This is a genomic window from Corallococcus sp. EGB, assembly GCF_019968905.1.
Lineage (GTDB): Bacteria > Myxococcota > Myxococcia > Myxococcales > Myxococcaceae > Corallococcus.
Genome location: NZ_CP079946.1, coordinates 7,947,927 through 7,970,440 on the forward strand (window position 1 = coordinate 7,947,927; position 22,514 = coordinate 7,970,440).

General features: G+C 69.6%; 21 protein-coding genes. 13 read left to right on the forward strand and 8 right to left on the reverse strand.

Features of this window, described 5'->3' with window-relative positions:
• Positions 1 to 140: 140 nt before the first annotated feature.
• Together KYK13_RS32250 and KYK13_RS32255 are read left to right on the forward strand one after the other, a co-directional pair.
• Positions 141 to 1,133: a hypothetical protein gene (locus tag KYK13_RS32250; RefSeq protein WP_223637622.1), complete on the forward strand. Its 993-nt coding sequence runs from the start codon at positions 141 to 143 to the stop codon at positions 1,131 to 1,133.
• Between the two features lie 592 nt (positions 1,134 to 1,725).
• Positions 1,726 to 2,991: a FadR/GntR family transcriptional regulator gene (locus KYK13_RS32255; protein ID WP_223646867.1), complete on the forward strand. Its 1,266-nt coding sequence runs from the start codon at positions 1,726 to 1,728 to the stop codon at positions 2,989 to 2,991.
• A 386-nt stretch (positions 2,992 to 3,377) separates the two neighbouring features.
• On the opposite strand, the gene KYK13_RS32260 is transcribed toward KYK13_RS32255, so the two are convergent.
• Genes KYK13_RS32260 through KYK13_RS32275 form a run of 4 tightly spaced genes read right to left on the reverse strand, consistent with a single transcriptional unit; the run spans position 3,378 to position 5,928 of the window.
• Positions 3,378 to 3,590: a hypothetical protein gene (locus KYK13_RS32260; protein WP_223637625.1), complete on the reverse strand. Its 213-nt coding sequence runs from the start codon at positions 3,588 to 3,590 to the stop codon at positions 3,378 to 3,380.
• Positions 3,584 to 3,871, reverse strand: coding sequence for a hypothetical protein (locus tag KYK13_RS32265; protein ID WP_223637628.1), 288 nt, complete (start codon positions 3,869 to 3,871; stop codon positions 3,584 to 3,586). The genes KYK13_RS32260 and KYK13_RS32265 overlap by 7 nt, the downstream gene beginning before the upstream one ends.
• 42 nt (positions 3,872 to 3,913) lie before the next feature.
• The gene (locus KYK13_RS32270; protein WP_223637630.1) at positions 3,914 to 4,450 is read right to left on the reverse strand and encodes an alginate lyase family protein; all 537 of its coding nucleotides are present in this window, start codon (positions 4,448 to 4,450) and stop codon (positions 3,914 to 3,916) included.
• A 35-nt stretch (positions 4,451 to 4,485) separates the two neighbouring features.
• On the reverse strand, positions 4,486 to 5,928 hold the full coding sequence (locus KYK13_RS32275) for a glycoside hydrolase family 6 protein (protein WP_223637632.1): 1,443 nt from the start codon (positions 5,926 to 5,928) through the stop codon (positions 4,486 to 4,488).
• Positions 5,929 to 6,147: 219 nt separating this feature from the next.
• On the opposite strand from KYK13_RS32275, the gene KYK13_RS32280 reads away from it, so the two are divergent.
• Positions 6,148 to 7,035 carry an HNH endonuclease gene (locus KYK13_RS32280; protein ID WP_223637634.1) on the forward strand — a complete coding sequence of 296 codons (888 nt, stop codon included), beginning with the start codon at positions 6,148 to 6,150 and terminating at the stop codon, positions 7,033 to 7,035.
• A 9-nt stretch (positions 7,036 to 7,044) separates the two neighbouring features.
• Here KYK13_RS32280 and KYK13_RS32285 read toward each other — a convergent pair whose 3' ends face one another.
• Positions 7,045 to 8,016: a DUF4440 domain-containing protein gene (locus KYK13_RS32285; RefSeq protein WP_223637636.1), complete on the reverse strand. Its 972-nt coding sequence runs from the start codon at positions 8,014 to 8,016 to the stop codon at positions 7,045 to 7,047.
• A gap of 253 nt (positions 8,017 to 8,269) precedes the next feature.
• Between KYK13_RS32285 and KYK13_RS38955 the strand changes: the two genes are divergently transcribed.
• The 4 genes from KYK13_RS38955 to KYK13_RS32300 all read left to right on the forward strand — a co-directional run bounded on the left by KYK13_RS38955 (position 8,270) and on the right by KYK13_RS32300 (position 13,781).
• Complete coding sequence (locus KYK13_RS38955; RefSeq protein WP_255654071.1) at positions 8,270 to 8,395, forward strand: hypothetical protein; 126 nt, start codon at positions 8,270 to 8,272, stop codon at positions 8,393 to 8,395.
• 83 nt (positions 8,396 to 8,478) lie between these two features.
• The gene (locus KYK13_RS32290) at positions 8,479 to 9,966 is read left to right on the forward strand and encodes a hypothetical protein (protein WP_223637638.1); all 1,488 of its coding nucleotides are present in this window, start codon (positions 8,479 to 8,481) and stop codon (positions 9,964 to 9,966) included.
• Positions 9,967 to 10,004: 38 nt separating this feature from the next.
• A complete protein-coding gene (locus KYK13_RS32295; protein ID WP_223637640.1) occupies positions 10,005 to 11,195 on the forward strand; it encodes a lanthionine synthetase C family protein in 1,191 nt (396 codons plus the stop codon).
• Positions 11,196 to 11,330: 135 nt separating this feature from the next.
• Complete coding sequence (locus KYK13_RS32300) at positions 11,331 to 13,781, forward strand: acylase (protein WP_223637642.1); 2,451 nt, start codon at positions 11,331 to 11,333, stop codon at positions 13,779 to 13,781.
• 97 nt (positions 13,782 to 13,878) lie between these two features.
• On the opposite strand, the gene KYK13_RS32305 is transcribed toward KYK13_RS32300, so the two are convergent.
• Positions 13,879 to 14,415 (reverse strand): YceI family protein, encoded by a 537-nt coding sequence (locus tag KYK13_RS32305; RefSeq protein ID WP_223637645.1) that lies wholly within the window; start codon positions 14,413 to 14,415, stop codon positions 13,879 to 13,881.
• A 282-nt stretch (positions 14,416 to 14,697) separates the two neighbouring features.
• Between KYK13_RS32305 and KYK13_RS32310 the strand changes: the two genes are divergently transcribed.
• Entirely contained in the window at positions 14,698 to 15,447 is a 750-nt protein-coding gene (locus tag KYK13_RS32310; RefSeq protein ID WP_223637648.1) for a hypothetical protein, read from the forward strand.
• 12 nt (positions 15,448 to 15,459) lie between these two features.
• On the opposite strand, the gene KYK13_RS32315 is transcribed toward KYK13_RS32310, so the two are convergent.
• A complete protein-coding gene (locus KYK13_RS32315; protein WP_223637650.1) occupies positions 15,460 to 16,047 on the reverse strand; it encodes a regulatory protein RecX in 588 nt (195 codons plus the stop codon).
• A complete protein-coding gene (locus KYK13_RS32320; RefSeq protein ID WP_223646869.1) occupies positions 16,040 to 17,068 on the reverse strand; it encodes an AraC family transcriptional regulator in 1,029 nt (342 codons plus the stop codon). Before KYK13_RS32320 ends, KYK13_RS32315 begins: the two co-directional genes overlap by 8 nt.
• Positions 17,069 to 17,170: 102 nt before the next feature.
• On the opposite strand from KYK13_RS32320, the gene KYK13_RS32325 reads away from it, so the two are divergent.
• The 5 genes from KYK13_RS32325 (at position 17,171) to KYK13_RS32345 (ending at position 22,431) form a co-directional block, all read left to right on the forward strand.
• Positions 17,171 to 17,932: an SDR family oxidoreductase gene (locus tag KYK13_RS32325; protein WP_223637652.1), complete on the forward strand. Its 762-nt coding sequence runs from the start codon at positions 17,171 to 17,173 to the stop codon at positions 17,930 to 17,932.
• 107 nt (positions 17,933 to 18,039) lie between these two features.
• On the forward strand, positions 18,040 to 18,465 hold the full coding sequence (locus KYK13_RS32330; protein ID WP_223637655.1) for a YciI family protein: 426 nt from the start codon (positions 18,040 to 18,042) through the stop codon (positions 18,463 to 18,465).
• Positions 18,466 to 18,648: 183 nt separating this feature from the next.
• Positions 18,649 to 19,560, forward strand: coding sequence for a hypothetical protein (locus KYK13_RS32335; protein ID WP_223637656.1), 912 nt, complete (start codon positions 18,649 to 18,651; stop codon positions 19,558 to 19,560).
• Positions 19,561 to 19,599: 39 nt separating this feature from the next.
• Positions 19,600 to 20,766 (forward strand): hypothetical protein, encoded by a 1,167-nt coding sequence (locus tag KYK13_RS32340; protein WP_223637658.1) that lies wholly within the window; start codon positions 19,600 to 19,602, stop codon positions 20,764 to 20,766.
• Positions 20,767 to 20,844: 78 nt separating this feature from the next.
• Positions 20,845 to 22,431 carry an SDR family NAD(P)-dependent oxidoreductase gene (locus tag KYK13_RS32345; RefSeq protein ID WP_223637660.1) on the forward strand — a complete coding sequence of 529 codons (1,587 nt, stop codon included), beginning with the start codon at positions 20,845 to 20,847 and terminating at the stop codon, positions 22,429 to 22,431.
• The last annotated feature ends 83 nt before the right edge of the window (positions 22,432 to 22,514 follow it).

The window sequence follows — 22,514 nt, forward strand, 5'->3', positions numbered from 1 at the left end:
ATGGTTCTTCGGCCTGGACGTCTGCCTGGTTGCGTTGGAAATCAAGCGCTCCCGTCAAAAGCGGTGATCCAGACGCAACCTCCAAAGTCCTGTGCGGATAATGGGGAGGAAAAAGACCCAGACGCGACAGGAGACGCCTCATGGCCCTCGGTATTGGCTCCAAGCTTGATTCGGTCATGGCCCGCATCCGCCAAGCCGCGGAGCAGGCCCGCGCGGAGAGGGCGGCGGCCGCCCAGTCCGTGAAGGAGCCCCTGCCGGACGCGCCGGACGCCAAGCCGCTCAACGCCGCGGAAGGCCGCTACCTGGACTCCTTCGAGGAGGAGCGCGCCCAGAAGATGGGCATGCCGTCCCTGGCCGCCCCTCCGCCCCCGGGCACGGCCCCGGCCGCCAGCGCCATCCCCACCAACGAGGCGACGCAGGCCCAGAAGGAGCAGGGCTGGAACGCGCCGCAGACCACCGTCGCGCAGACGAGCAAGAAGGGCTGCGCGGAAGCCGCTCTCACCTACCTGGAGCAATCCAGCGCCGAAGAGGCGGCCCCGCTGTCGCAGCAGGAGGCCCGCGAGAAGGTGCGCAACAAGGCGGACACGATGAGCACGTCCGTGAGGGAGCGCGTGGACGTGAACCTGGATGACGGCGCGACCCCGGACGAGATGGGCGCGATGCTGGGCTCCATGGGCATCAAGGTCACCAACGGCTTCAACGAGTGCAACACGGACGCGCTGAGCGGCGCGCTGAAGCACGGGCAGATGGCCCTGGCGCTGGTGGACTCCAACGCCCTGCTCAACACGACGCTGGCGGAGAGCGAGCAGGGCCCGGACAGCGGCGAACTGCACTGGCTCACCATTGACGGCGTGAACCCCGGCAAGAGCGAGAGCACGGACGACGACCTCTACCGCGTGCGTGACCCTGTCAACGGCGCCTACTGGGTGAAGGCCAGCGACCTGAAGAAGAGCATCGCCCAGGCCCAGGAACAGCACGGCAGCGGCGGCGTGATGACGGTCCAGAAGGACGGCACCGCGAAGACGGACGAGCAGCGCGAGGCCCTGGCCCAAGCCAACCTGGAGCGCACCCAGCCCCTGGGCAACGGCAACGGAGGCGCCAGCCGGCGCCTCAGCGTGGGCGAGTCCAGCTAGGCCCCCACACAAAGCCCCGCCGTCACATCAACGCCTTCCCCAGCCATGTGGCAGGGGAAGGCGTTCGCATTTCCAACAGCCAAACAAGCCACCCGAAGTTCGGCGGCGGTCCCCACGACCCGAAGTCCCCAATGAAGACACGTGTCACGCCAGGAGCAGCAGTGGGCCAGGCCAACGAGCTTGCGCGGACGCCCGAAGGGGGAACCCCAGGAAGGGGCCACCCGCCGGGCACGTTTTCCGAAAACCTGTCCGACTGTCGGACAGGTTTTCTCCATGAGGCTCGATGCCGCGAACGAGTCCGACTGTCGGACAGCCTTTCGCAACCTGAGGTCAGGTCCGCGACCGAGTCCGACAGTCGGACAGGTTTTCGCCACGCCAGGCCAAGCCCCACGAACAAGTCCGACAGTCGGACAGGTTTTCGGTGCATGCGGCCCGAACCCACGAACAAGTCCGACAGTCGGACAGGTTTTCACAACCCGGGGCCCGGGGCCGCGCCAGCCACATGAGCGACGCGGACGGCGGACCTGCGCATCCATCCATGTCAGACCCCTGTGGTTGGATGGCAATGCTGGGACGAGGAAGGGAGACGGGGATGGGATGGGGCGGGCTCGTGGCGTATGTGGAGGCGGAGTTGGAGCGCGATATCGCTCTGGGACGATTGCCGCCCTGCGGGCAGTTCCCCTCGGAAGCGGAGCTGGCGCGTCGCATGAAGGTGTGTCGGGGAACCATGCGCGAGGCGCTGCGGCGGCTGGCGGCGCGGGGCCTGGTGGTGCAGCGCTCCGGCCGCAAGACGCGCGCGGTGGCACTGGATGAGTCGCTGACACTGGAGAACCTGGGGCTGGCGCTGCATGACGCGCGCTCGCCGGAGGCCCGGTGGCTCCTGGAGGGCTACTTCAGCCTCCGGCGACAGGTGATGGTGGAACTGCTGGTCGACTGCTGTGCGAAGGCCCCCGAGCGCGACCTGGACGCGCTGGGGAGGCTCTGCTTCAGGCTCTGGGACGCGGCGAAGTGGGAATCGGGAGAACGCTGCGCCCAGGTGGAATTCGAGTTGCTGCGGCTGGCGGCCCGGGTGGCGGGGCGTCCCGGGTATGTGCTCCTCGTTCAATCCCTGCATCGGGCCTTCCTGGGGGGCGTGGCCCGACTGCTGCCCTTCCTGGAAGGGGAAGCACTGCGCCAGTGGGTCATTTGCGCGACGGATGCCCTGAGGGAGCGTGACACGCGGGCGCTCCAGCACGAGTTGCCGGCGTTGATGAGGGCTTGCGATGAGCGCTTGCTGAATGCATTCGCTCCCGCGCCCCAGGCGCCTTCATCGCCTGATGCCAGTTGCGGCCAGGCTCCCTTCCTGAACACCAGCGCACCAGTCATCGTGCGGAACGATACGCTGACCCCATGCCCCCGTGTGGAGGAGCCAGGTTTCGGATGCCTTGCGCAAGCCGATGCCCCGACGGCATGCCCTCTGGCTGAGGGACCGGGACTCGGCTGCCCGGTGCCAGCTGCCGAGAACACCGAGGCGCTCGGGGTTGCCCCCCTCCTCCATTCAGAGGCCTTTCGCGTGAGTCCAGACAGCGGGGCGCGGTTGTCTTCAGTCGGCGGGGTCGCTCCCAACAAGCCTGGCTGTGAGCGCGCGGATATGGACGAGCAGGGTCCGGCCCTGGGAGACCTGCTCGACCGTCCAACGGGTTCGGGCCCTCCACCTCCGAAGGAGGCCTTCCCGCCTGTGCCTCCCTCAACCAGCCCTCGCGGACAAAACCGCATGACAGTGAATCCAGAGGGCGGTCCACCTCATGCCCTGCCAGTCCAGTGGGCCGTGCGCCTTTGGCGCCTCTTGGCCCATCGACTGGGACTTCCTGCTGCGTGAGCGGCGACAAGCAGTCGTGCCCGGCTCGCCCACGAAGCTCCGCGGGTACTCGTCCTGAAGAGCATGCGCCCTGTTCTTCCGCGCAGGATGTGCCGATGAGCACCTGGATTTCTGCCTGGCGAGGCTCGCCCACCACCAGCGTGGCGGGACCGATGCTCTGGACGATGTCTTGGTTGCGCGTGCCCACTGGAGGACGCTTTTCAGCCGCGCCTCTGGCCACTGCGTGAAGCCCAGCTCGTACAGCCAGCGGCAGTCCTTGGGCGGGCCCTCGGAGGCATGGGGTGAGGCGCGCTCGCCCAGGATGAAGGCCACGGAGAGCGCGTATGCCTTGTGGATGCTGCCGCCTCCCGCGCCCGCGGAGCCCCAGAAGCCCGGACGCGCGTCGTTCACCCCGCGTTGCGCGCGACGAGCGACATGGCCCACAGATGGAACAGCGAGTTGCCGATGGGCGGGACGCAATGGACCTTCTCCGCGTAGCCCCAGCCCTCGTTGGCGGTGCCCATGCCGGACTCGATGGCGCGGTGGATGACGTCCTTGATGAAGGACGGGTTCGCGTAGGCGTCGTTGCGCCGGTCCGTCCACGACGGACCGTTCAGCACGTAGCCCGCGAGCGCGCTGTCAGGCAGCCACGGGCGCGGCCATGAGGCCCGCCAGGCCCCAGGTGAGGTGGTTGTCGGAACAAGTAGCGAGCGAATGCGCTGGAGGTGGGGTGCGCGTCCGCCCAGCGCGTCCAGGCCTGGAAATTGGAGTTGACCGCCTCCGCCGACTTGCGGAGCCATTCGCGCACGGCGGCATCGTCCGCGCCCGGCAGCGCGTAGCCGTTGCGCTTGAGCAGCACGTACGCCTCGCTGGCGTTGATGCGGCCGTATGCATGGAGCACGCCGTCCAGCGCGAAGTTCCACGGGCGGTCGGAGCAATAGCCCTACGTCTGGCCATCCAGTGTCGCCGCCGCGTAGTCCACGGGCAGGTCATGCAGGTTGACCGGCGTGAGCCGCGACGCCCACGTCGTCAGGAACAGCACTGCGTGCATCGCGTACTCCGTGTCCCCGCTGATGGCGTACAGGAGCGCCAGCGTGCGCATCCGGTCCCCGTCGTCCATGAACCTGCTCGTCGTGCCCGCCAGCGAGTGGTCCACGCCATCGGTGTCCGGCGAGCACCCGTGGTAGGTGACGGTGGAGACATTCGTCATCCGGAACGGCCTGTGCATCGCCGTCAGCGCCGAGTCCGCGCGGCCCATCAGGATGCGCGCGTTCTCCGCGCAGGGCTCCGTCGTGGCGGTGGACCACATCCGCACGCGGGCGAGTTCAGCGGCCGTGATGAAGATGCCTCCGCCCGCGGTGGCCTCCGACTCCGCCCGGGCCAGCAGCACCGGCGCCACCGCGTCCTCCGATCCGTAGGCCGCCGTGCCACCCGCCACCATCACGCCCAGCACCACGGCCGCGACCGCCGGGCATTCCAAGTCATGTCGTCGGCCCTTTCGTGGGGACGCCAGGCTCAGATGCCGTCGATGAGGCGGTTCGCCAGGTCCGGGCTGAACTGTCCGGCGGGCGTGCTCGGGGCGATGCCGCATTGGCCATCCGAGTCCCCCGGCGTCTTCACCCACAGGAGCATCTCCGCGCCGCCTCCCGTCTGCGACGGGACGCCCAGCTTGCGGCCAGCGGGGTTGCACCACTCGCCGTTGGAGCCGTTGCCGTTGCGGCTGGTGTCCACGACGAACTGCCGCGTGTAACCGTAACGGCTGCTCAGCGCGGCGTTCACCGCGTTGCCGTATGTGTTCGTTTCTGCCGTGGGGTAGAAGTTGGAGACGTTGAGGGCGAAGCCGCGCACGTTGCGCACGCCCGCGGACTCCAGGCGCTGCGCCATGGTGTCCGCGCCAATCCAACGCGCGTTGCCACCGTCCAGGTACGTCCAGGTGTTGGGGGCACGGTCGCGCAGCTGCTCGGAGGCGTAGCGGATCAGCCCCAGGCGCGTGGTGCGCTCCGCGTCGCTGGGGAGGCAGTCCAACTGCGCGACGGCGTCCGGCTCCACGATGACCACCGCCGGCCGGTTGCCGATGGCCGCAGCGAAGGCGGCAATCCATGCTCGGTAGGCCTCCGCGCTGCCCGCGCCACCGCCGGAGTGGCTGCCGCAGTCGCGGCCGGGGATGTTGTAGGCCACCAGCACGGGCAGCTTGTCCGCCGCGTCCGCCGCGGCCACGAAGCTGGACACCGCCTGGGCGATGTCGCCGTTCCAGTTGCCGAACCAGCGCGCCATCGGCTTCGACGCGATGGACGCGTTGACGCGCGACGCCCGGCCGTCACCGCTGTTGTTGCGCGCCCACACCGCCGGGTTGGAGTTGGGGTCCACGTAGAAGCCGCTCGTCATCGCCACCGGGCCGGAGCCGGTGCCGCTCTCCGTGGTGAGCGAGATGTCATCCAACCGCACGGTGACGGCGTTGGCGCGGCCGCCCAGCTGGAACGTCACCTGCCCCTGCCCCGACGAGAACGAGGACGTGAAGGGGAAGGAGAACCGGCGCGACGTGCCGTCCAGCGTGAAGGACTGCGTAAGCGTGGCCGTGTACGGCGCCACCTCCTGCTGCACGGTGGCGCGCGCGGTGATGGCTGCCGTGGCGGTGGCGGTGAACGCCAGCGTGTACGTCGTCCCGCCCGCGAGCGTCAGGCCGCTCTGTCCGACGATGGCGTCCCATGGGTTGGCCGTGTTCGCCGCCACGTCCACGCGCCACCGGCCGCCCTCCACGAACGACTGCGTGCTGGCGTTGCCCCACCACGGCGCCACCGTGCCGGAGTCGAACGTGCCGTTGGTGAGCAACTCCGTGAGCGCGGCCTCCTGTGCCGTCAGGGCCAGAACATCCGGAGTGACGGGCGCGGCCGGGCCACAGGCCGCGAGCGCGAGCAGCGGAACGAACGACAACCGGCGCACGGAACGGGGAGTACGCATGAAGGGAGAACTCCTCACCACGGGGAGCTCCCTTCTTGATGCGCGCCGCCCGGGAATACAAGACTAAGCAGTTATTTCGTCTATTGCTGGAATATTTCCGAATCCCTCACGGCGAGGCTCCGGCCACGACAGGGGGCCTCGAGCAGGAGCGTGGGCAGGCATATACACCCTGGATCCAAGGCCCTAACCTGGCGCTCCCGCGACCTGGACAGGGAGCCCATGACGAAGGCTGTCTTCACCACCTCGGAAGGCTCGGCGTATGACGATCAGCCCGAGGTGCGCTACCACTTCCCGCGCACCTATCTGCGGCAGGTGGAGGCCGCCGTCGGGGAGTTGATCCTCTACTACGAGCCTCGCAGGGCCAGCGGCCCCGGGAGCTCGAACGGACGGCAGGCGTATTTCGCCGTCGCGAAGGTCCGCGCCGTGGAAGAGGACCGGATACAGCCCGGCCACTTCTACGCACTCATCGAAGACTTCCTTGAATTCGACCACCCCGTGCCCTTCCGGGAGGGGGACCGCTACTACGAGGAGGCCTTGCGCAAGGCGGATGGCAGCACGAACAAGGGCGCGTTCGGCCGGGCCGTCCGGCCCCTGGAGGACTCGGAGTTCGAGCTCATCACGCGCCTGGGCTTCCGCCGCGAGTATGCCCCGTGGGAGTTGCCCACCGCTGGCGTCGCGGAGCCGCCTCCCGTCTATCCGGAGCGGCCGCTGGAACAACTGGTCATCTCACGTCCCTTCCGGGACGACGCCTTCCGGCACAACGTGCGCCGCGCCTACTCACAGACCTGCGCCATCTCCGGCTTGCGGCTCATCAATGGCGGCGGGCGGCCCGAGGTCCAGGCGGCGCACATCCAGCCCGTGGCGTCCCACGGCCCCGACTCGGTTCGCAACGGACTGGCCCTGACAGGCACGGTGCACTGGATGTTCGACCGGGGCCTCGTCTCCGTCGACGACGAGCACCGCGTCCTGCTCGCGACCCGCGACGTGCCCGAGGAGCTGGGGCGGCTCGTCCAGCCCCACCGCCAGCTGCGGCTGCCGGACCGGCCCGAATGGCGGCCCCACCCCAGCTACCTGAGGTGGCACCGCGAACACGTCTTCAAGGGCTGACCGCGAGCCTCACGGCCCCTGGGGACCGGGGCTGGAGTTGCCGCCGTCGGTGACGTAGCGCCACTGGCCGTCGGCCTGGCGGCGCCAGACGGTGAGGTACTTCACGTGGTCCACCTCCGGCTGGCCCTGGTCGTTCTTGCTCGTGGCGACGGCGCGCCCCACCGTGTACGCGAGGTCACCGGAGCCCGCCGCGTCCCCCAGCACCGGCTCCCAGCGGAGATCGATGGCCTCCAGCGTGAACGGCGCATATGCCTTCGCGATGGCCTCCCGGCCGAAGATGCCGGCGGACCCGAGCGGCAGCACCGCGTCCTCCGCGGCGTAAGCAGTGAAGGCCTTGCCCATGCCCTCCGTCGTGGACTGAGAGGAGAACGCCCGGTCCGCGGCCTTCGCCTCCTCCAGCACCTGCGCGGGGGCGAGCGCGCGAGGCTCCGCGGCTGGCAGCGTGGACGACGGCGTGAAGCCCGCGGGCGGCGTCATCGCCGTCTTGGCCGCGTTGCGCACCGCCACCGCCACGCGCCACTGCCCGTCCGGCTGGCGCTTCCACGCGGTGATGTAGCGCCCGCTGGGCCGCACCGCCGTGCCGCCTGACTCCACGGACGCGTTGCCCAGCGAGTACCCCAGCGTCCCATCCGCGCTGACATCCCAGCGCACGGGCGTCCAGCGCACCTTGCCCTCCGCCTCCAGCGGATGCGCGGCCAGCCACGCGCGGATGGCCTCCTTGCCCTTCTGCGCGTACGCGCCATCCACCATCAGCACCGCGTCGTCCGCGGCGAAGTCCGCGAACGCCTGCGCCGAACCGGACTTCTCCGCCGCGTCCGACATGGCCTGGTCCGCAACCCTCAAGCCCGCGCGCAGGTCCTCCAACGACTGCCGCGTCGTGCCTGCACCCGCCTCCGCGCCCGGCCCTGCGTCCTTCGCCCCGCTGCACCCCATGGTCCCCAACGCCGCGACAACGAGCGCGCCCGCGAACATCCGTTTCATGTGCTGGTTTCCTTTCCTGGAACAGCTCCGGAGCATGCCAGACCTTGCCCGGATCCCGTGAGACGGAATGCCGCATCGCACAACCACCAATGACTCACATCGCCACCGCAGCGCGCAACAACACGCTGACCCACCCAGACAAACCCCAACAACAGATGAATATGGAATGACCCATTGATTTCTCATTCTTCCAGATTTTATATTTCTTCTGCTTCAAGGCAGTGAATTCACCCCAACCCGAAGGATATACACCATGAAGAAGATCCTCGACCTGCAGAAGCTGGCCGCTCCGGACACCACTGCGGTTGCCGACAGCACCAGCAGCGTGATGTGTATCGCCATTGGCGGTGGCAACAGCGGCTGCAGCGTCGGCTGCTAGTCCTGTCTTCGCAGTGCTGAAGCCGGGAGGGGCCGGCGTTCCGGCCCCTCCTGTTTTCCGGCCCCGGCGCGCAGGAGCCTCCCATGGAAGAGATTTCCCCCTACACGCTGTCGGATCCGGACTATTTCGAGACACTGGGCCGCTTTCCTGGCGGCGAGCAGTACTCCTCGCTCCTGAAGCAATTGCTACCTGCCGACTGGACGGTGAACCGGTTCGACGTCTTCCTTCAGGCGAAGTCGGAGCGCACGGTCCTCAAGCCCCAGGGCTTCAAGATTCACGTCTCGTCGCCGGTGGCTTCCGCCGAGACGACCTTGCGCCGCATCGTACCGGAGTGCGTCCGCCGGGGCGTCATGTTCAAGATCGTCGCGGCGCCCATGCTGCTGCGCTTCCAGAATTCCAAACGCTATTCACGTGGCGGGTCGGGCAAGTTCGTCACCATTTATCCGCCGGACGAGGCCACCTTTCGGGACCTCATCGAAGCGCTTCACCAGAACACCCGGGACCTCGTTGGCCCGTATGTCCTTTCAGACAAGCGCTATCGCGACAGCAAGGTCATCTTCTACCGCTACGGTGGTTTCCAGCGCATGTACAACCTGCGCATCGACGGCATGCGAGACCTGATGGTGCGCAAGCCGGACGGCAGTTGGGTCAACGACCTCCGCCTGCCCTACTTCGAACTCCCGGACTGGGTCCAGGACCCCTTCGCGGACATGGAGGAGGCTGAAGCGAAAGGCGAGTCGGAACTGCTGAACAACCGCTACGCGGTCCAGGAGGCGCTCGCCTTCACCAACACGGGCGGCGTCTACAAGGCCGTAGATCAGCGCACCGGCAGCTTCGTGGCACTCAAGGAGGCGCGGCCCCACACGGAGACCTGGCTGGGCGCGGAGCGCACCGTGGACGCCACCATGGCGCTGCGGCAGGAACATGAAATCCTGCGCCGGCTCGAAGGCCTGCCCTGCGTCCCGCAGCCCATCGAACTGTTCGAGGAGTGGGAGCACACGTTCCTGGCGGTCAGCTTCTTCGAGGGCATCCCCCTGGCCAAGCTCCGGGCCCAGGACGACTTCATCATCATGACCTACATGGAGGACCCGGCCCGCGTGGTCCGCTTCTGCGTGGAGTGGAGGGACATCGCGCTGCGGCTCTTCGACGCGCTGGAGTCCATCCACGGCAGGGGCGTGCTCGTGGGAGACCTCTCCCCCGGCAACGTGCTCATTCATCGACCCACGGGGGCACTGGGCTTCATCGATTTCGAGGGGGCGTTGATCCGCGGCGGCCACTCGCCGTTCTCCGCCCAGTGGTTCAACCCCGGCTTCCGCCGGCCCGAACGGCGTGCGGCCCGCTCCCTGGAGCCGGAGGACGACTACTACGCGACGGGGATGCTGCTCTACAACCTTATCTGCCCCATCCAGAACCTGTTCGAGCTCGACAAGTCCCACCCCCTCTTCCGGGTGCTGGACCACTTCATTGAGGCCGGCCTGCCTTCGCAGACCCGCGCAATCATCCAGTTGTTGCTGGAGGGACGCTTCGAAGATGCCCGCCAGTCCACCCGCGCGTGGAACCCGGCCGCGTAGGCCACGCCCCCCGCCGCCCCCCTCCCAGGAACACCCTCATGAACTCCCTCGCCGCTCGCGCTCCGCAGGACGAAGTCCCCCCGCGGGCCGCCCCTGAAACGGCCCCCTTGCACCGCGCGCTCCAGGACCTGGCGCGGGACATGCTCGCCACCTTGGATATGACGCGCTCGGACAGGCTCTTCGCCCAGGACGCCATGGGGTTCCAGACGAACCCGCTCAACCTGGCGTACGGCGCCAGCGGTCCCGCGCTCTTCCTGCGCTCGGTGCTGGGCGAACTACCGCCCCAGGTGCGCGACTGGTTGGCGGCCCAGCCCGTGGACCTCGCGAACTACCCGCCAGGCCTCTACTCGGGCCTCGCTGGCATCGCCTGGAGTTTCGCCGAGGTCGGCCTGCTGGAGCGCGGACGGGAACTCTTCGCCCTGGCCATGAAGTCCCCACTGGCCCTTCGCGCCGTGGACATGTTCGACGGGGCCTCCGGCTGGGGCATGGCCGCGCTGGCGTTCCACCTGCGCACCCGGGACCCGGGCTACCTGGAGCACGCCGTCCGCGCGGGGCAATACCTGCTGACCCGGGCGGAGCGCTCCTCCCATGGGGTGTCCTGGCGCAACGACTTCGACGGCGCCGTCCGGCTGGGGTTCGGCCTGGGCAACAGCGGCGCGGCCTACTTCCTGCTCTGCCTCTGGCGCGCGACCAGTGAGCGGAAGTACCTGGATGCCGCCCGGGACGGACTCGATTTCGATGTCGCCCACGCCCAGGCCCAGGGGGAGAACCTCGTCTGGGGGACCACTGCTGGGGCGGAGGGACACCGCCCTTACTGGCTGCGCGGCGGCGCGGGGGTGACCTCCACCCTCATCCGCTTCTTCGAGGTCCTCCAGGACGAGCGCTACCTCCACCTGGCCCGCCGGGGCGCCCGTCCCTGTGGCGCCTTCTTCTCCGCCGCTCCCCACCTCTTCGAGGGCCTGGCCTCCATGGGGGAGACCCTGCTGGACATGCACCGGGTGACGGGGGAGCAGCACTACCTGGACCAGGCGCGGCAGAAGGCCCACCAGTGCCTGCTGTATCGCATCGAGCGCCCCCAGGGCCTGGCCTTCCCTGGCCGCTACCTCATGCGCATCAGCCATGACTTCGGCGTGGGCGGCGCGGGCATCGGGCTGTTCCTGGACCGTGTGCTCAAGCTCCAGCCACGGAAGTTCCACGACCTCCCCCTGGACACGCCCCGCACGGGCTGACCCGCCCCGCGCTGGCCACCGCGACCGTGCACCGGGGGCCCCCAGGCCCCTCCGGGTGTTTCAGCGCGATCCACGACCGGCCTGTTTCTACAATCATGAGGGATTTTCCTTTTCACCTTGAAAGGAATTCCCCGAATGGATGGACGTAACGGAAGGACCGGCGGCGGACGGCTGCTGCCGCTGACGGCGCTGCTGCTGGCCACCGCCTGCGAGCCGCGCACCGCCACGCCCCCGGCGCCGGAAGGCGCCACCGCGTCGGTGAAGCAGGGCGAGGGCCGCCTCTCCGCCACCGTGCGCAGGACGGCGCACGGCATTCCCCACGTGCTGGCGGATGACTTCGCCGGCGTGGGCTATGGCTACGGCTACGCGTTCGCGCAGGACAACTTCTGCGAGCTGATGGACGCGCTGGTGACGGTGAACGCCGAGCGCTCGCGCTACTTCGGGCCGGACGCCACGTACCTGGCCGCCCTGGGCAGCCAGTACAACAACCTGAAGAGCGACTTCTTCTACCAGTCCATCATCGACGAAGGCACGGTGGACGCGCTGCTGGCGAAGCCGCCGCCCCTGGGCCCCTCCCAGGACGCGCGCGAGCTGGTGCGCGGCTACGCGGCGGGCCTCAACCGGTACCTGGATGAAGTCGGCGTGAACGGGCTGACGGACCCGCGCTGCCGCGGCGCCGCCTGGGTGCGCCCCATCACCGAGCGCGACCTGTACCGGCGCTACTACCAGCTGAGCCTCTTCGCCAGCTCGCTCTACTTCCTGGACGCGCTGGTGGACGCGAAGCCCCCGTCGCTGCTGCCGGACGGCACGCTGCCCCTGCCGCTGCCCGTGCCCGCGTCGCTGGACCGCAAGGTCTTCCCCAGCTCCGAGACGCTGGGCCTGGGCAGCAACGCCTTCGGCCTGGGCGCCCAGGCCACGCGCAACGGCAGGGGCATGCTGCTGGCCAACCCGCACTTCCCCTGGGAGGGCTCGGAGCGCTTCTACGAGGCCCACCTCACGGTGCCGGGCAAGCTGAACGTCTCCGGCGTGAGCCTCCTGGGCGTGCCCGCCATCCTGATTGGCCACAACGAGACGCTGGCCTGGAGCCACACCGTCTCCACCGCGTACCGCTTCACCCCGTTCGAGCTGAAGCTCGTCCCGGGCTTCCCCACGAAGTACCTGTACGACGGCCAGCTTCGCGACATGACGACCCGCACCGTCACGGTGCAGGCGAAGGAGGCGGACGGCTCGCTCACGCCGCGCCAGCACACCTTCTACCGCTCGCACCTGGGCCCCATCATCGAGTACCCGTCCGGCCTGATGACGTGGAACGGCCTCACCGCCTACGCGTTCCATGACGCCAACGCGTCCAACCTGCGCCTGCTGGACGCCTTCTTCGCCATGGACCGCGCGGCGAACGTGGACCAGCTGCGCACGGCGCAGAACACCTGGCAGGGCATCCCGTGGGTGAACACCATCGCCGCGGACGCGCAGGGCCGCGCGTACTACGCGGACATGAGCGTGGTGCCGCACGTCACCGACGCGAAGCTCGCGCGCTGCGTGCTGTCCCCCATCCCGCTGCTGGTGCTCCAGTCCGCGGGGCTGCCGGTGCTGGACGGCTCGCGCTCGGACTGCGCGCTGGGCAGCGACGCGGACGCGGTGGAGCCGGGCATCTTCGGCCCGGGCAGCCTGCCGCACCTCACCCGCGCGGACTACGTCACCAACTCCAACGACAGCTACTGGCTGCCCAACCCCGCCCAGCCGCTCACCGGCTTCCCGCGCATCCTGGGCGGAGAGAAGAACGTGCGCAGCCTGCGCACCCGCCTGGGCCTGAAGATGGTGCAGGGCCGCATCGCCGGCACGGACGGCCTGGAGGGCCAGGGCTTCACGCTGGAGCAGCTGCAGACGGTGACGTTCAACAACCGCGTCTACTCCGGCGAGCTCTTGCGCGACGCCGCGGTGGCGCTGTGCCGCCGCACGCCCTTCGTGCTGATGCCGGACCTCACCGTCGAGGACCTGCGCCCCGCCTGCCCCGTGCTGGCCGCGTGGGACCTGAAGGGCGACCTGGACAGCCGGGGCGAGCTGCTCTGGCGCGTGTTCATCTTCAACGCGGTGGCCATCACGGGCGGCCCGTACCTGGTGCCCTTCAACGCGAATGACCCCGTCAACACGCCGCGCACGCTCAACACCCTCAACCCGCAGGTGGCCCAGGCGCTGGGCACCGCCATCCGCACGCTGCGCACGCGCGGCATCGCCCTGGACGCGGCCACGGGCTCCGTGCAGGGCAAGCGCAAGAACGGCATCTTCTACCCGGTGCATGGCTGCAGCCACGACGAGGGCTGCTTCAACCAGATCGCCAACCAGCTCCTGCCGGACGGCACGTATGAGCCCATCCTGGGCTCCAGCTTCGTCATGGCCGTGTCCTTCACGGACGCAGGGCCCGTGGCGAAGTCCGTGCTCACCTACTCGCAGTCCTCGAACCCGGCCTCGCCCTGGTACGCGGACCAGACGGCCATGTTCTCCCAGAAGCAGTGGGTGGACCGGCGCTACACGGAGGCGGAGATCGCCGCCGACCCGGCGCTGACCGTCACGCAGCTCCAGCAGTAGGCACCGTCAGCACGTCAGGGCCTCGCGGCCCGGTGCCCGCTCCCCACCACACGGGGGAACGGCGCCGGGCCGCGGTGTCTTCAACGCGGCAGGGACGTCAGGCCTTCGAGGGCGAGGCCTGGATGTCCAGCTCCACCTCCACCTTCTCACCAATGAGCCAGCCGCCGTTGTCGAGCGCCCGGTTCCACTTGATGCCGAATTCGGAGCGATTCAGCGACGTGCGCGCCGTGTAGAGCAGCCGCGGCTGGCCCGAGGGGTCCTTCGAGGTGGCCAGGTGGCGCACCTCCAGCAGCAGCGGGCGCGTCACCCGGCGCAGCGTCAGCTCGCCCTGGAGCTGGAAGGCGTTGGTCCCCACGGCGTGGGACTGGCTGGCGCGAAAGGTGAGGTGCGGGGCCGCCTCCACGTCCAGGAACTCCGGCGAGCGCAGGTGCGCGTCCCGCTCCGGCAGGCCCGTGTAGATGCTCGCGGCCTCCACCTGCACGTCCACCTCGCCCTGCGTGGGGGACTGGGGATCCACGCGCAGGGTGCCGGACACGCGTTCGAAACGGCCGTGCACGCGCGCGACGACCATGTGACGGGCAATGAAGAGCACGGCCGAATGGGCCGGATCGATGGTCCACGACGGAAGGGACATGTGAGGGGGCTCGCGGGGGACGAGGGGGAGGCTTGCTGGCGGAAAGTAGCAATGCCATCACCCATCCGCACCCCTCAATGCATGGCCAGACGCCCCGCGCGCCTCGGAAGACCCCTCGGCACTAAGGGGTTTCCGACATCCCGAATCTCACCGCTTGATAAACCTGATAGGGATTGTCAGAGCCATCCGCGAAAGGCAGACTTCACTCCAGGCAAAAGAGGACTTCCCTTCAAGCATTGCAATCCCGCGTCCTTGATGGGTTTCCCGCCTGGAGGACAAGTCATGAGGAACCTTCTTTGGGGCGTGGCGGCGCTGTCGCTGTTCGCGGTGGCCTGCGGCCCCGTGGAGGAGCAGCAGCTGGCGCCCGCGCCCACGGCCCTGGAGACGCAGGAGGCGCCGCTGACGGGCCTGGCCTGTGCGAACAACCTGGGATGCCGGCCATCTTGTGAGTGCCTGAGTGGATTCTGCGTGCCGGACGGGTTCGGCCCGCCGCCTCCGCAGGACTACTGCGACCAGCCGCCCCAGCGCGCCTGTTCGACGGGGTCGGACTGCTTGTCCGGCTGTCTCTGCCAGGGCGGCGTCTGCGTCAATGATGGCTTCGGTCCGCCCGCCAACTGCCTGCTGGCGCCTCCGGACTCGTACGAGAGCGACAACACGCACACCACCGCGTCCTCATACCTGGGCACCCCTCAGCTCAACCACTCGTTCCACCGTCAGAACGAAGTGGACTGGGTGCTGGTGGCCACGCCGGTGAACCAGGTGATGACGGTGGAGACCTACAACCTGCGCAACGGCCCCACGATGCGCATCGACATCTACGCGTACAACTACGCCACCCGCACGCTGGGCGCGCTCCTGGGCAGCACGTCGACCACCATCTGCTCGCAGCCCATCTCCTCGTGCCTCATCTACCGCGCGACGGCGAACGTCGTGGCCAATGGCGTCTACGCGGTGAAGATCACCGACCGGCGAAACCAGCCCGCGGGGTACGACTACACGCCCACTCCGAAGTACGACCTGAAGATGTACTGAGGCACCCAGCCTTCAGTCGCGGGACGGCAGCTCGTCCGCCGTCCCGTCGATGACGCGCTTCGCGATGGCGAAGGAGAAGCCCGCGCGAGCGAGCGCCGCCAGGTCCCTCTTGCGGTTCTCCTCGCGCGTGCTCGGGTCGCGCCGGTAGGGGCCCAGCCGCTTCTTGCGCGCCCAGATGCGGGCGGCGGCGTCCTCGGGGACGTCCTGGGTGGCCTCGGCCAGCTTCTCCTGCACCAGCTCCGGCGCCACGCCCTTCATGCGCAGCTTCTGGGTGATGACGCGCGCGCTGCGGCCGGACGCTCGCAGCGAGTGCACGCGCGTCTCCGCGTAGGCCCGGTCATTGATGAGGCCGTTGCGGATGAGCTTCTCCGCCAGCGCGTCCACCCAGCCCACGGCCTCCGCGCGGTCTCCGCCGTGGAACTTCACGGACCGGTCCACCCGGCGCATCAGCACGCGCTTGAGCTGGCTCACCGTGGCCGAGTACCGCTTGAGGTAGTGCAGCGCCGCGTTCTCCAGGTAGCGCGGAGACACCTTCCGGGGCGGCTTCGGCTTGCGGGGCTCCCGGCGGCGCTCCGGGTCCCTGTCGGTGGGGTCATCCATTGCGGGACAGCTCTACCACCGGGGTCCGACCCGAGGGGACGCGTCCGGCGCCCCGGCGGGTGGCCGGCTCGGGGCCCGGCTGCCCGGTGGTTCCCCGTGACGGGTCCAGGTCCGCGGCGCCGGAGGCCTGCCGCTGCTCCCGCGCGAAATGCGTGGGCGGCAACCCGACGTGGCGGGTGAAGGCCACGCTGAAGGCGCTCGCGGAGCTGTAGCCCACCTTCGCCGCGACCTCGGCGACGGTGACGTCCTTGCGCAGGAGCAGGTCCTTCGCCAGGGCCATGCGCCAGCCGAGCAGGTACTCCATGGGGGCCACGCCCACCGCGCGGCTGAAGCGCTCGAAGAACGTCGAGCGGGACAGCGCGGCCTCCTTCGCCAGCTGCGCGACCGTCCACGCCCCGGCGGGGCGCTCGTGCATCCGGCGGATCGCGACGGACAGGCGCTCGTCGGAGAGCCCGCGCAAGAGGCCCGGCGACGCCGCGAGGCCCGCGGTGGAGCGGAGCGCTTCAATGAGCAGCACCTCCATGAGGCGGGCGAGGATGACCTCGCGCGCGGGCCGCCGTTCGCGCGACTCCTCCCTCAAGAGCTCCACGAGGGCGGCCAGCCGCGGCTCGCCGCGGACGTGCACGAACTGGGGGAGCAGCGAGACGAGCAGGCTGGCGTCCGGGGAGGCGAAGACGCAGTACCCCACCAGCATCCGGACATCCGGCGGGCCGTGGTGGACGCCGTTGCGGATTTCACCATCGGGCAACACGATGCGCGGCGTCTCGTGCCTTCCCCTCGGCGGCTCGATGCTCGTCGTCGTGAAGTTGAACGCCGCCGGGACCAGGACGAAGTCACCCTTCTCGAGGATCACCGGCTCGCGTCCATCAATGGCGAGGCGGCTTCGCCCCATGAGGACCGCGCAATAGAAGGGCCGCCCGGCTTCCGCGCGCCTGACCCGCCACTGGCCCGCACCGCTGACGAGCTTCGAGAACGGGGCGCCCGGCTGGAGCAACGAGACCACTTCCGCGAGCGGATCCACCAAGCTCGGACTCCTTCGAATGAAGTCTGGACTTCCTGTTGTAGCAGGTCCGGACCCGGCTCCCTATACCTGTCGCCGACCCTCTCACTGACAGGAACCGCCATGAAGACCGTCTTGATCACCGGCTGCTCGTCCGGCTTCGGCCTCGACACCGCCCGCTCCTTCCTCGAGCGCGGATGGAGGGTCATCGCCACGATGCGCACGCCTCGCGAGGACGTGCTGCCCCGCTCCGAGCACCTGCGCGTGCTCCCGCTCGACGTCACCGACCCGGCGAGCATCCGCGCGCTGGTGGAGGCCGCCGGCCCCATCGACGTGCTGGTCAACAACGCGGGGGTCGGCCTGATGAGCATCTTCGAAGGCACGCCGATGGAGACGGTCCGCAACACCTTCGAGACGAACACCTTCGGCGCGATGGCCCTGACGCAGGCGTTCCTGCCCCGGTTCCGGGAGCAGAAGGCGGGGGTCATCGTGAACGTCTCGTCGGGCACGACGTTCAGGCCGCTCCCGCTGCTGTCCGTCTACACGGCGAGCAAGGCCGCCCTCAACGCGTTCACCGAGTCGCTCGCGCTGGAGCTCCAGCCCTTCGGCGTGAGGGTGAGCCTGGTGATTCCGGGGCGCTCCCCGGAGACGCCCTTCGCCCAGAACGCGCAGGCCCGGACGCAGGACCAGGGCGTCACCGTCCCCGAGGCGTACGCCGGCTTCGTGCGGAGCATCTTCGAGCAGAGGACGGCGCACGCCTCGGGACCGGTCACCCGGTCGCTCGACGTGGTGGAGGCCATCTGGCGCGCGGTGAACGACCCCTCGAGCCCGGTCCGGCTGCCCGCGGGCGCGGACGCCGTGGCGATGGCGGCCGGGGCGAACTGAGCCCGGGGGACGTGCTTCAAGCGCAATGATTCCTGGGATATCCGTGTCGATCCACCGCGCGGCCATTCGTCGTGCGGTGGGAGCACCCCACGCCAGGAGTCATCGCCATGCGCTTCATGCTCATCCCCCGCCCCTCCACCCTCGAGCCCACGCACTCGGAAGCGCCCTTCGACGAGGCCGTCTTCATCGCGCAGATGAAGTACAACGAGGAGATGCACAAGGCCGGCGTGCTCATCGCCTCCGAGGGCCTCAGCCCCTCCCCGGGCGCGCACGTCATCTTCAAGGGCGGCAAGTCCACGGTGAAGGATGGCCCCTACGCGGAGACCAAGGAGCTCATCGGCGGCTTCTACGTGCTGGAGGTGAAGTCGAAGGAAGAGGCCATCGAATGGGCCCGCCGCTATCCGGGCGGCATGGGCAACGACGACGTGATGGAGATCCGCCCCCTCACCGGCGCCAGCGACATCCCTCCGGAGCTGGTGGCGCTCATCGAAAAGGTGGCGCCCACCTGGAGCCAGACCTTCAAGGAGTCGTGACCCGGCCGTGACGCCCCGCTGCGTGGTGAATGGCCTTGATGCGCCCAGGTACCGAGGCAGCGCGGACGTGGCGGCCACGTCGCTCAAATGCCATGAGTTCGACATGCGCGCCGTCCTCGACGCCCCGGCCTCGCGCAAGGTCATCGTGCTGAAGGGCTCCTCCGTCTACGACTCCCAGGAGTCATGCCCTACCGCCTCCCGAAGCCCCTCACCGCCATCTGCCTCCTCTGCGCGAGCGTCACCGCGCAGGCGGCCTCCTCCTCGGAGATTGCTCCGGGGGTGAGGCCCCTGCTGGAGACCGCGCAGGCCATCAACAACGGGCTCACCCAGACGAGCTACGCGTACACGCAGGCGCCGGACGGCCAGCCGCTCGTCCAGAAGCAGGACGGCGGCTGGACGGCGTACACGGACTGCTCGGGATGGGTGAGCTACCTGATGGGCAAGGCGCTGCCCTCGCAGTACGCGGCGGTGATGAAGTTCAAGGCGGAGCAGTTCCCGCGCGAGACCCGACGGAGCTGGCCGCGCGCCTTCGTCTGGGAGGCCTGGTTCCACGCCCTGGGCGAATCGCCGGCTCCGGGCGCGGCCTTCACGCAGGTGACGGACCTCCGGCGGACGCGGCCGGGAGACGTCATCGCGTGGTGTCTGGGGGACTGGTGTGACGCCGGTCGCCTCCAGGCGCTCAAGAGCGCCAGGGGCCTGCACAAGGACACCGGCCACGTCGTGCTGGTGATGGGGCCCGCGAAGCAGGTGTCCCCCGCGAGCGACGGCACGCCCGCGGTCTACGCGGTGCCGGTGCTCGACGCGTCGGACCTGAAGCACCACGCGGCGGAGGGCACGTCCGTGCTGCCCCTGAAGGCCGTGCGCGGCTACGACGGCTGCGGAGCGGGCGCGAAGGACTACGACGCGCACGCGTACCAGCCCGGCCAGACGCCCACCTGCGGCGGCGTGGGCCCGGGCGCCATCTACTTCCAGGTGGACGCGCGGGGCGCCCCGCTGCGCTTCCAGTTCGGGCCCCGGGACGACTTCCACCCGAAGCCGCCGAACCAGGGGCGCATCTCCATCGGCCGCCCGGTGGCGCAGGCGCCCGCGCGCTGACGCCTCCCCGCCCCGGGCCGCGTCTATACTGTCGCGCGCATGGCCACCCTGCCCGCCCCCGCGCTCGAAGCCTCCGAGGCCCCGGCCCCCCTGCGCTTCCAGGGGCTGTGGCTCTTCTCGCCCCGGGCGGACCTGAGCATCCTGCTCTTGCCCGCGCTGCTGCTCCTCGCCTGCGTGTGGCTCGCGGGCGTCACCGGCGAGGGCTCGCAGGGGTTCGCCCAGCTCCTCGGCCGGTGGACGTCGCAGTACGTCTTCCTCAACGGCACCCACGTCATCCTGACCTTCCTGCTGGTGGGCACCCGGCGCGAATTGCTGCACACCACGCCCTCCCAGTTCCGGCTGCTCGTGGGCGGCTCGTCGGCGGTGTTCGCGCTCACCACCGGGCTGCTCTGGTACGCGGACGCCCACGCGCCGCTCCTCGCGCTGCTCTTGGGCGCGGGCATCCACGTCCTCGCCGCGCACCACACGCTGTCGCAGGTGAAGGGGCTGTGGGCGCTGCACGGCCTCCGGGCCCGCGCCGCGGGCGCCCCGCCCCTCTCCGAAGCCGAGCGCACGCTCCAGCGCCAGTTCGTCCCCGTCGCGCTGACGCTGATGATGATCCGCTCGCTGGGCCTGCCCGTCACCAGCGCCCTGGGCTCGCGGCCGATGATCAACATCGGGCAGGCGGAAGCCGGCTCCCTGCCGCACGGCCTCACCTGGGTGCTGCTCGCCGCCTGGGGCGTCTATGCCGCGAGGCTGGTGCTCGCGCTGCGCGGGCCCCCGGGACAGAGCGGCCCCCGGCGCGTGTACCTCCTGTCGCACGTGGCGGTGGTGGCGGTGTACCTCGTGTGGCCGCTGTGGGGCGCGGTCCTGAGCGCGGGCATCCACGGCCTGGAGTACTTCTTCCTCACCGGCCGGATGCTCCAGCCCACGCCCTCGGAAGCAACGGCCCGCCTGCGGGGCCCGCGCGTGTGGGCGGCGATGGTGGCCATCATGACGCCCATCATCCTGGTGGGCGTGGCCAACAGCCCCTTCGTCACGCTGGTGGATGGCGTGACGCACGGCGCGGCCACGGCCTTCTTCCTGAGGCAGCAGCCCCTGTGGTCGCTGGGCGTCATCGCCACCAACGGGGTGGTGCTGGCGCACTACTTCGCGGACGCGTTCCTCTACCGCTTCCGCATCCCCCGCGTGCGCGAGGTGACGCTCCCCCGCCTGGGCCTGGGCTGAAAGCCTCCCCGCTCGCCCTCCAGGCTTCGCGTGAGCCCCGCCTTTTCCCGCGCCGCCCGGGAGGGTAAGCACCAGGGCGTGAAGACTCCGGCCGCCGAGAACCTCCCGCCCCCGTCCGACACCGACACGGCCTTGCCGCCCGACGTCTCCGTGGAGGACGTGCGCCGCGCCACGGCGCTCCTGAGCACGGTCGCCGAGCACCGCGTGCTCCTGCACCACCTCCCCCAGGAGGACCACCACGCGCTGATGGCCGCCGCGGGCCGGCTCATCCACCCGGACAAGGCCACGAAGTCGCGGATGGTGAACGCGCTCCGCAAGGAGAAGAAGGACGTCCTGCGCGCCAACGACCGCGCCGTGCGCTCCAGCACGGAGATCCGCGTGCTGCGCAAGGCGCCCGTGCTCACCCTGCCCGTGCTTCCCGCGCCGCCACCGGAGGCCGCGCCCGAGCGCCTGCTGGAGGTGCCGCGCAAGTGCTACGTGTGCAAGGAGGAGTTCCGCAAGGTCCACTTCTTCTACGACGCCATGTGCATCCCGTGCGGGGACCTGAACTACGCCCGGCGCACGCAGCGCGCGGACCTCACCGGCCAGGTGGCGCTCATCACCGGCGCGCGGGTGAAGATTGGCTTCCAGGCGTCGCTGATGCTGCTGCGCTCGGGGGCGACGGTCATCGCCACCACGCGCTTCCCCCAGGACGCGGTGCACCGCTACGCGCGCGAGCCGGACTTCGCGGACTGGGCCCACCGGCTCCACGTGCACGGCCTGGACCTGAGGCACGCGCCCAGCGTGGAGCTGTTCGCGCGCCACATCGAACAGACGCACGAGCGGCTGGACGTCCTCATCAACAACGCCGCGCAGACCGTGCGCCGGCCGCCGGGCTTCTACCAGCACCTCCTGGACGGCGAGCTGCGCGACGTGGGCACCCTGGCCCCCCGGCTGCGCCCGCTGCTCGCGGGACACGAGGCCTGCATCGCCGCGCTCCGTCCCGCGCTGGGCCCGGGGGACTCGGGCAACCCGGCGCTGCCCGTCGCGAGCTGGCGCAGCAACGATCCGGCGCTGGGCATCCACTCATCCGCGGCGCTGTCGCTGGTGCCCTACGCCATGGAGCAGGAGGGGGACACGCGCGCCCTCTTCCCTGAAGGAAGGCTGGACGCGGACCTCCAGCAGGTGGACCTGCGGGCCACGAACTCCTGGCGCCTCAAGCTGTCCGAGGTGCGCACCGCGGAGATGCTGGAGGTGCACCTGGTGAACGCGGTGGCGCCCTTCATCCTGTGCGGCAAGCTCAAGCCGCTGATGCTGAAGGACCGCTCGAAACCGGGCCACATCGTCAACGTGTCCGCCATGGAGGGCAGCTTCTCCCGCTGGACGAAGACGGACCGGCACCCGCACACCAACATGGCCAAGGCCGCCCTGAACATGATGACGCTCACCTCCGCGCCGGACTACGCGAAGGGCCGCATCTTCATGAACGCGGTGGACACCGGCTGGGTCACCGACGAAGACCCCGCCCGCTTCGCCGAGCGCAAGACGCAGGAGCTGGACTTCCAGCCCCCGCTGGACATCGTGGACGGGGCCGCGCGCGTCGTGGACCCGGTCATGACCGCCGTGAACACCGGCGAGTGCGTCTGGGGCAACTTCTTCAAGGACTACCGCCCCACGGACTGGTGACGCCCCGGGGCCGCCGCATGGGTTGATTGAATTCCAGGCTTTGCGAATCTGTCCACCGGCATGCGGGCAGGTTCGCAAGGCCC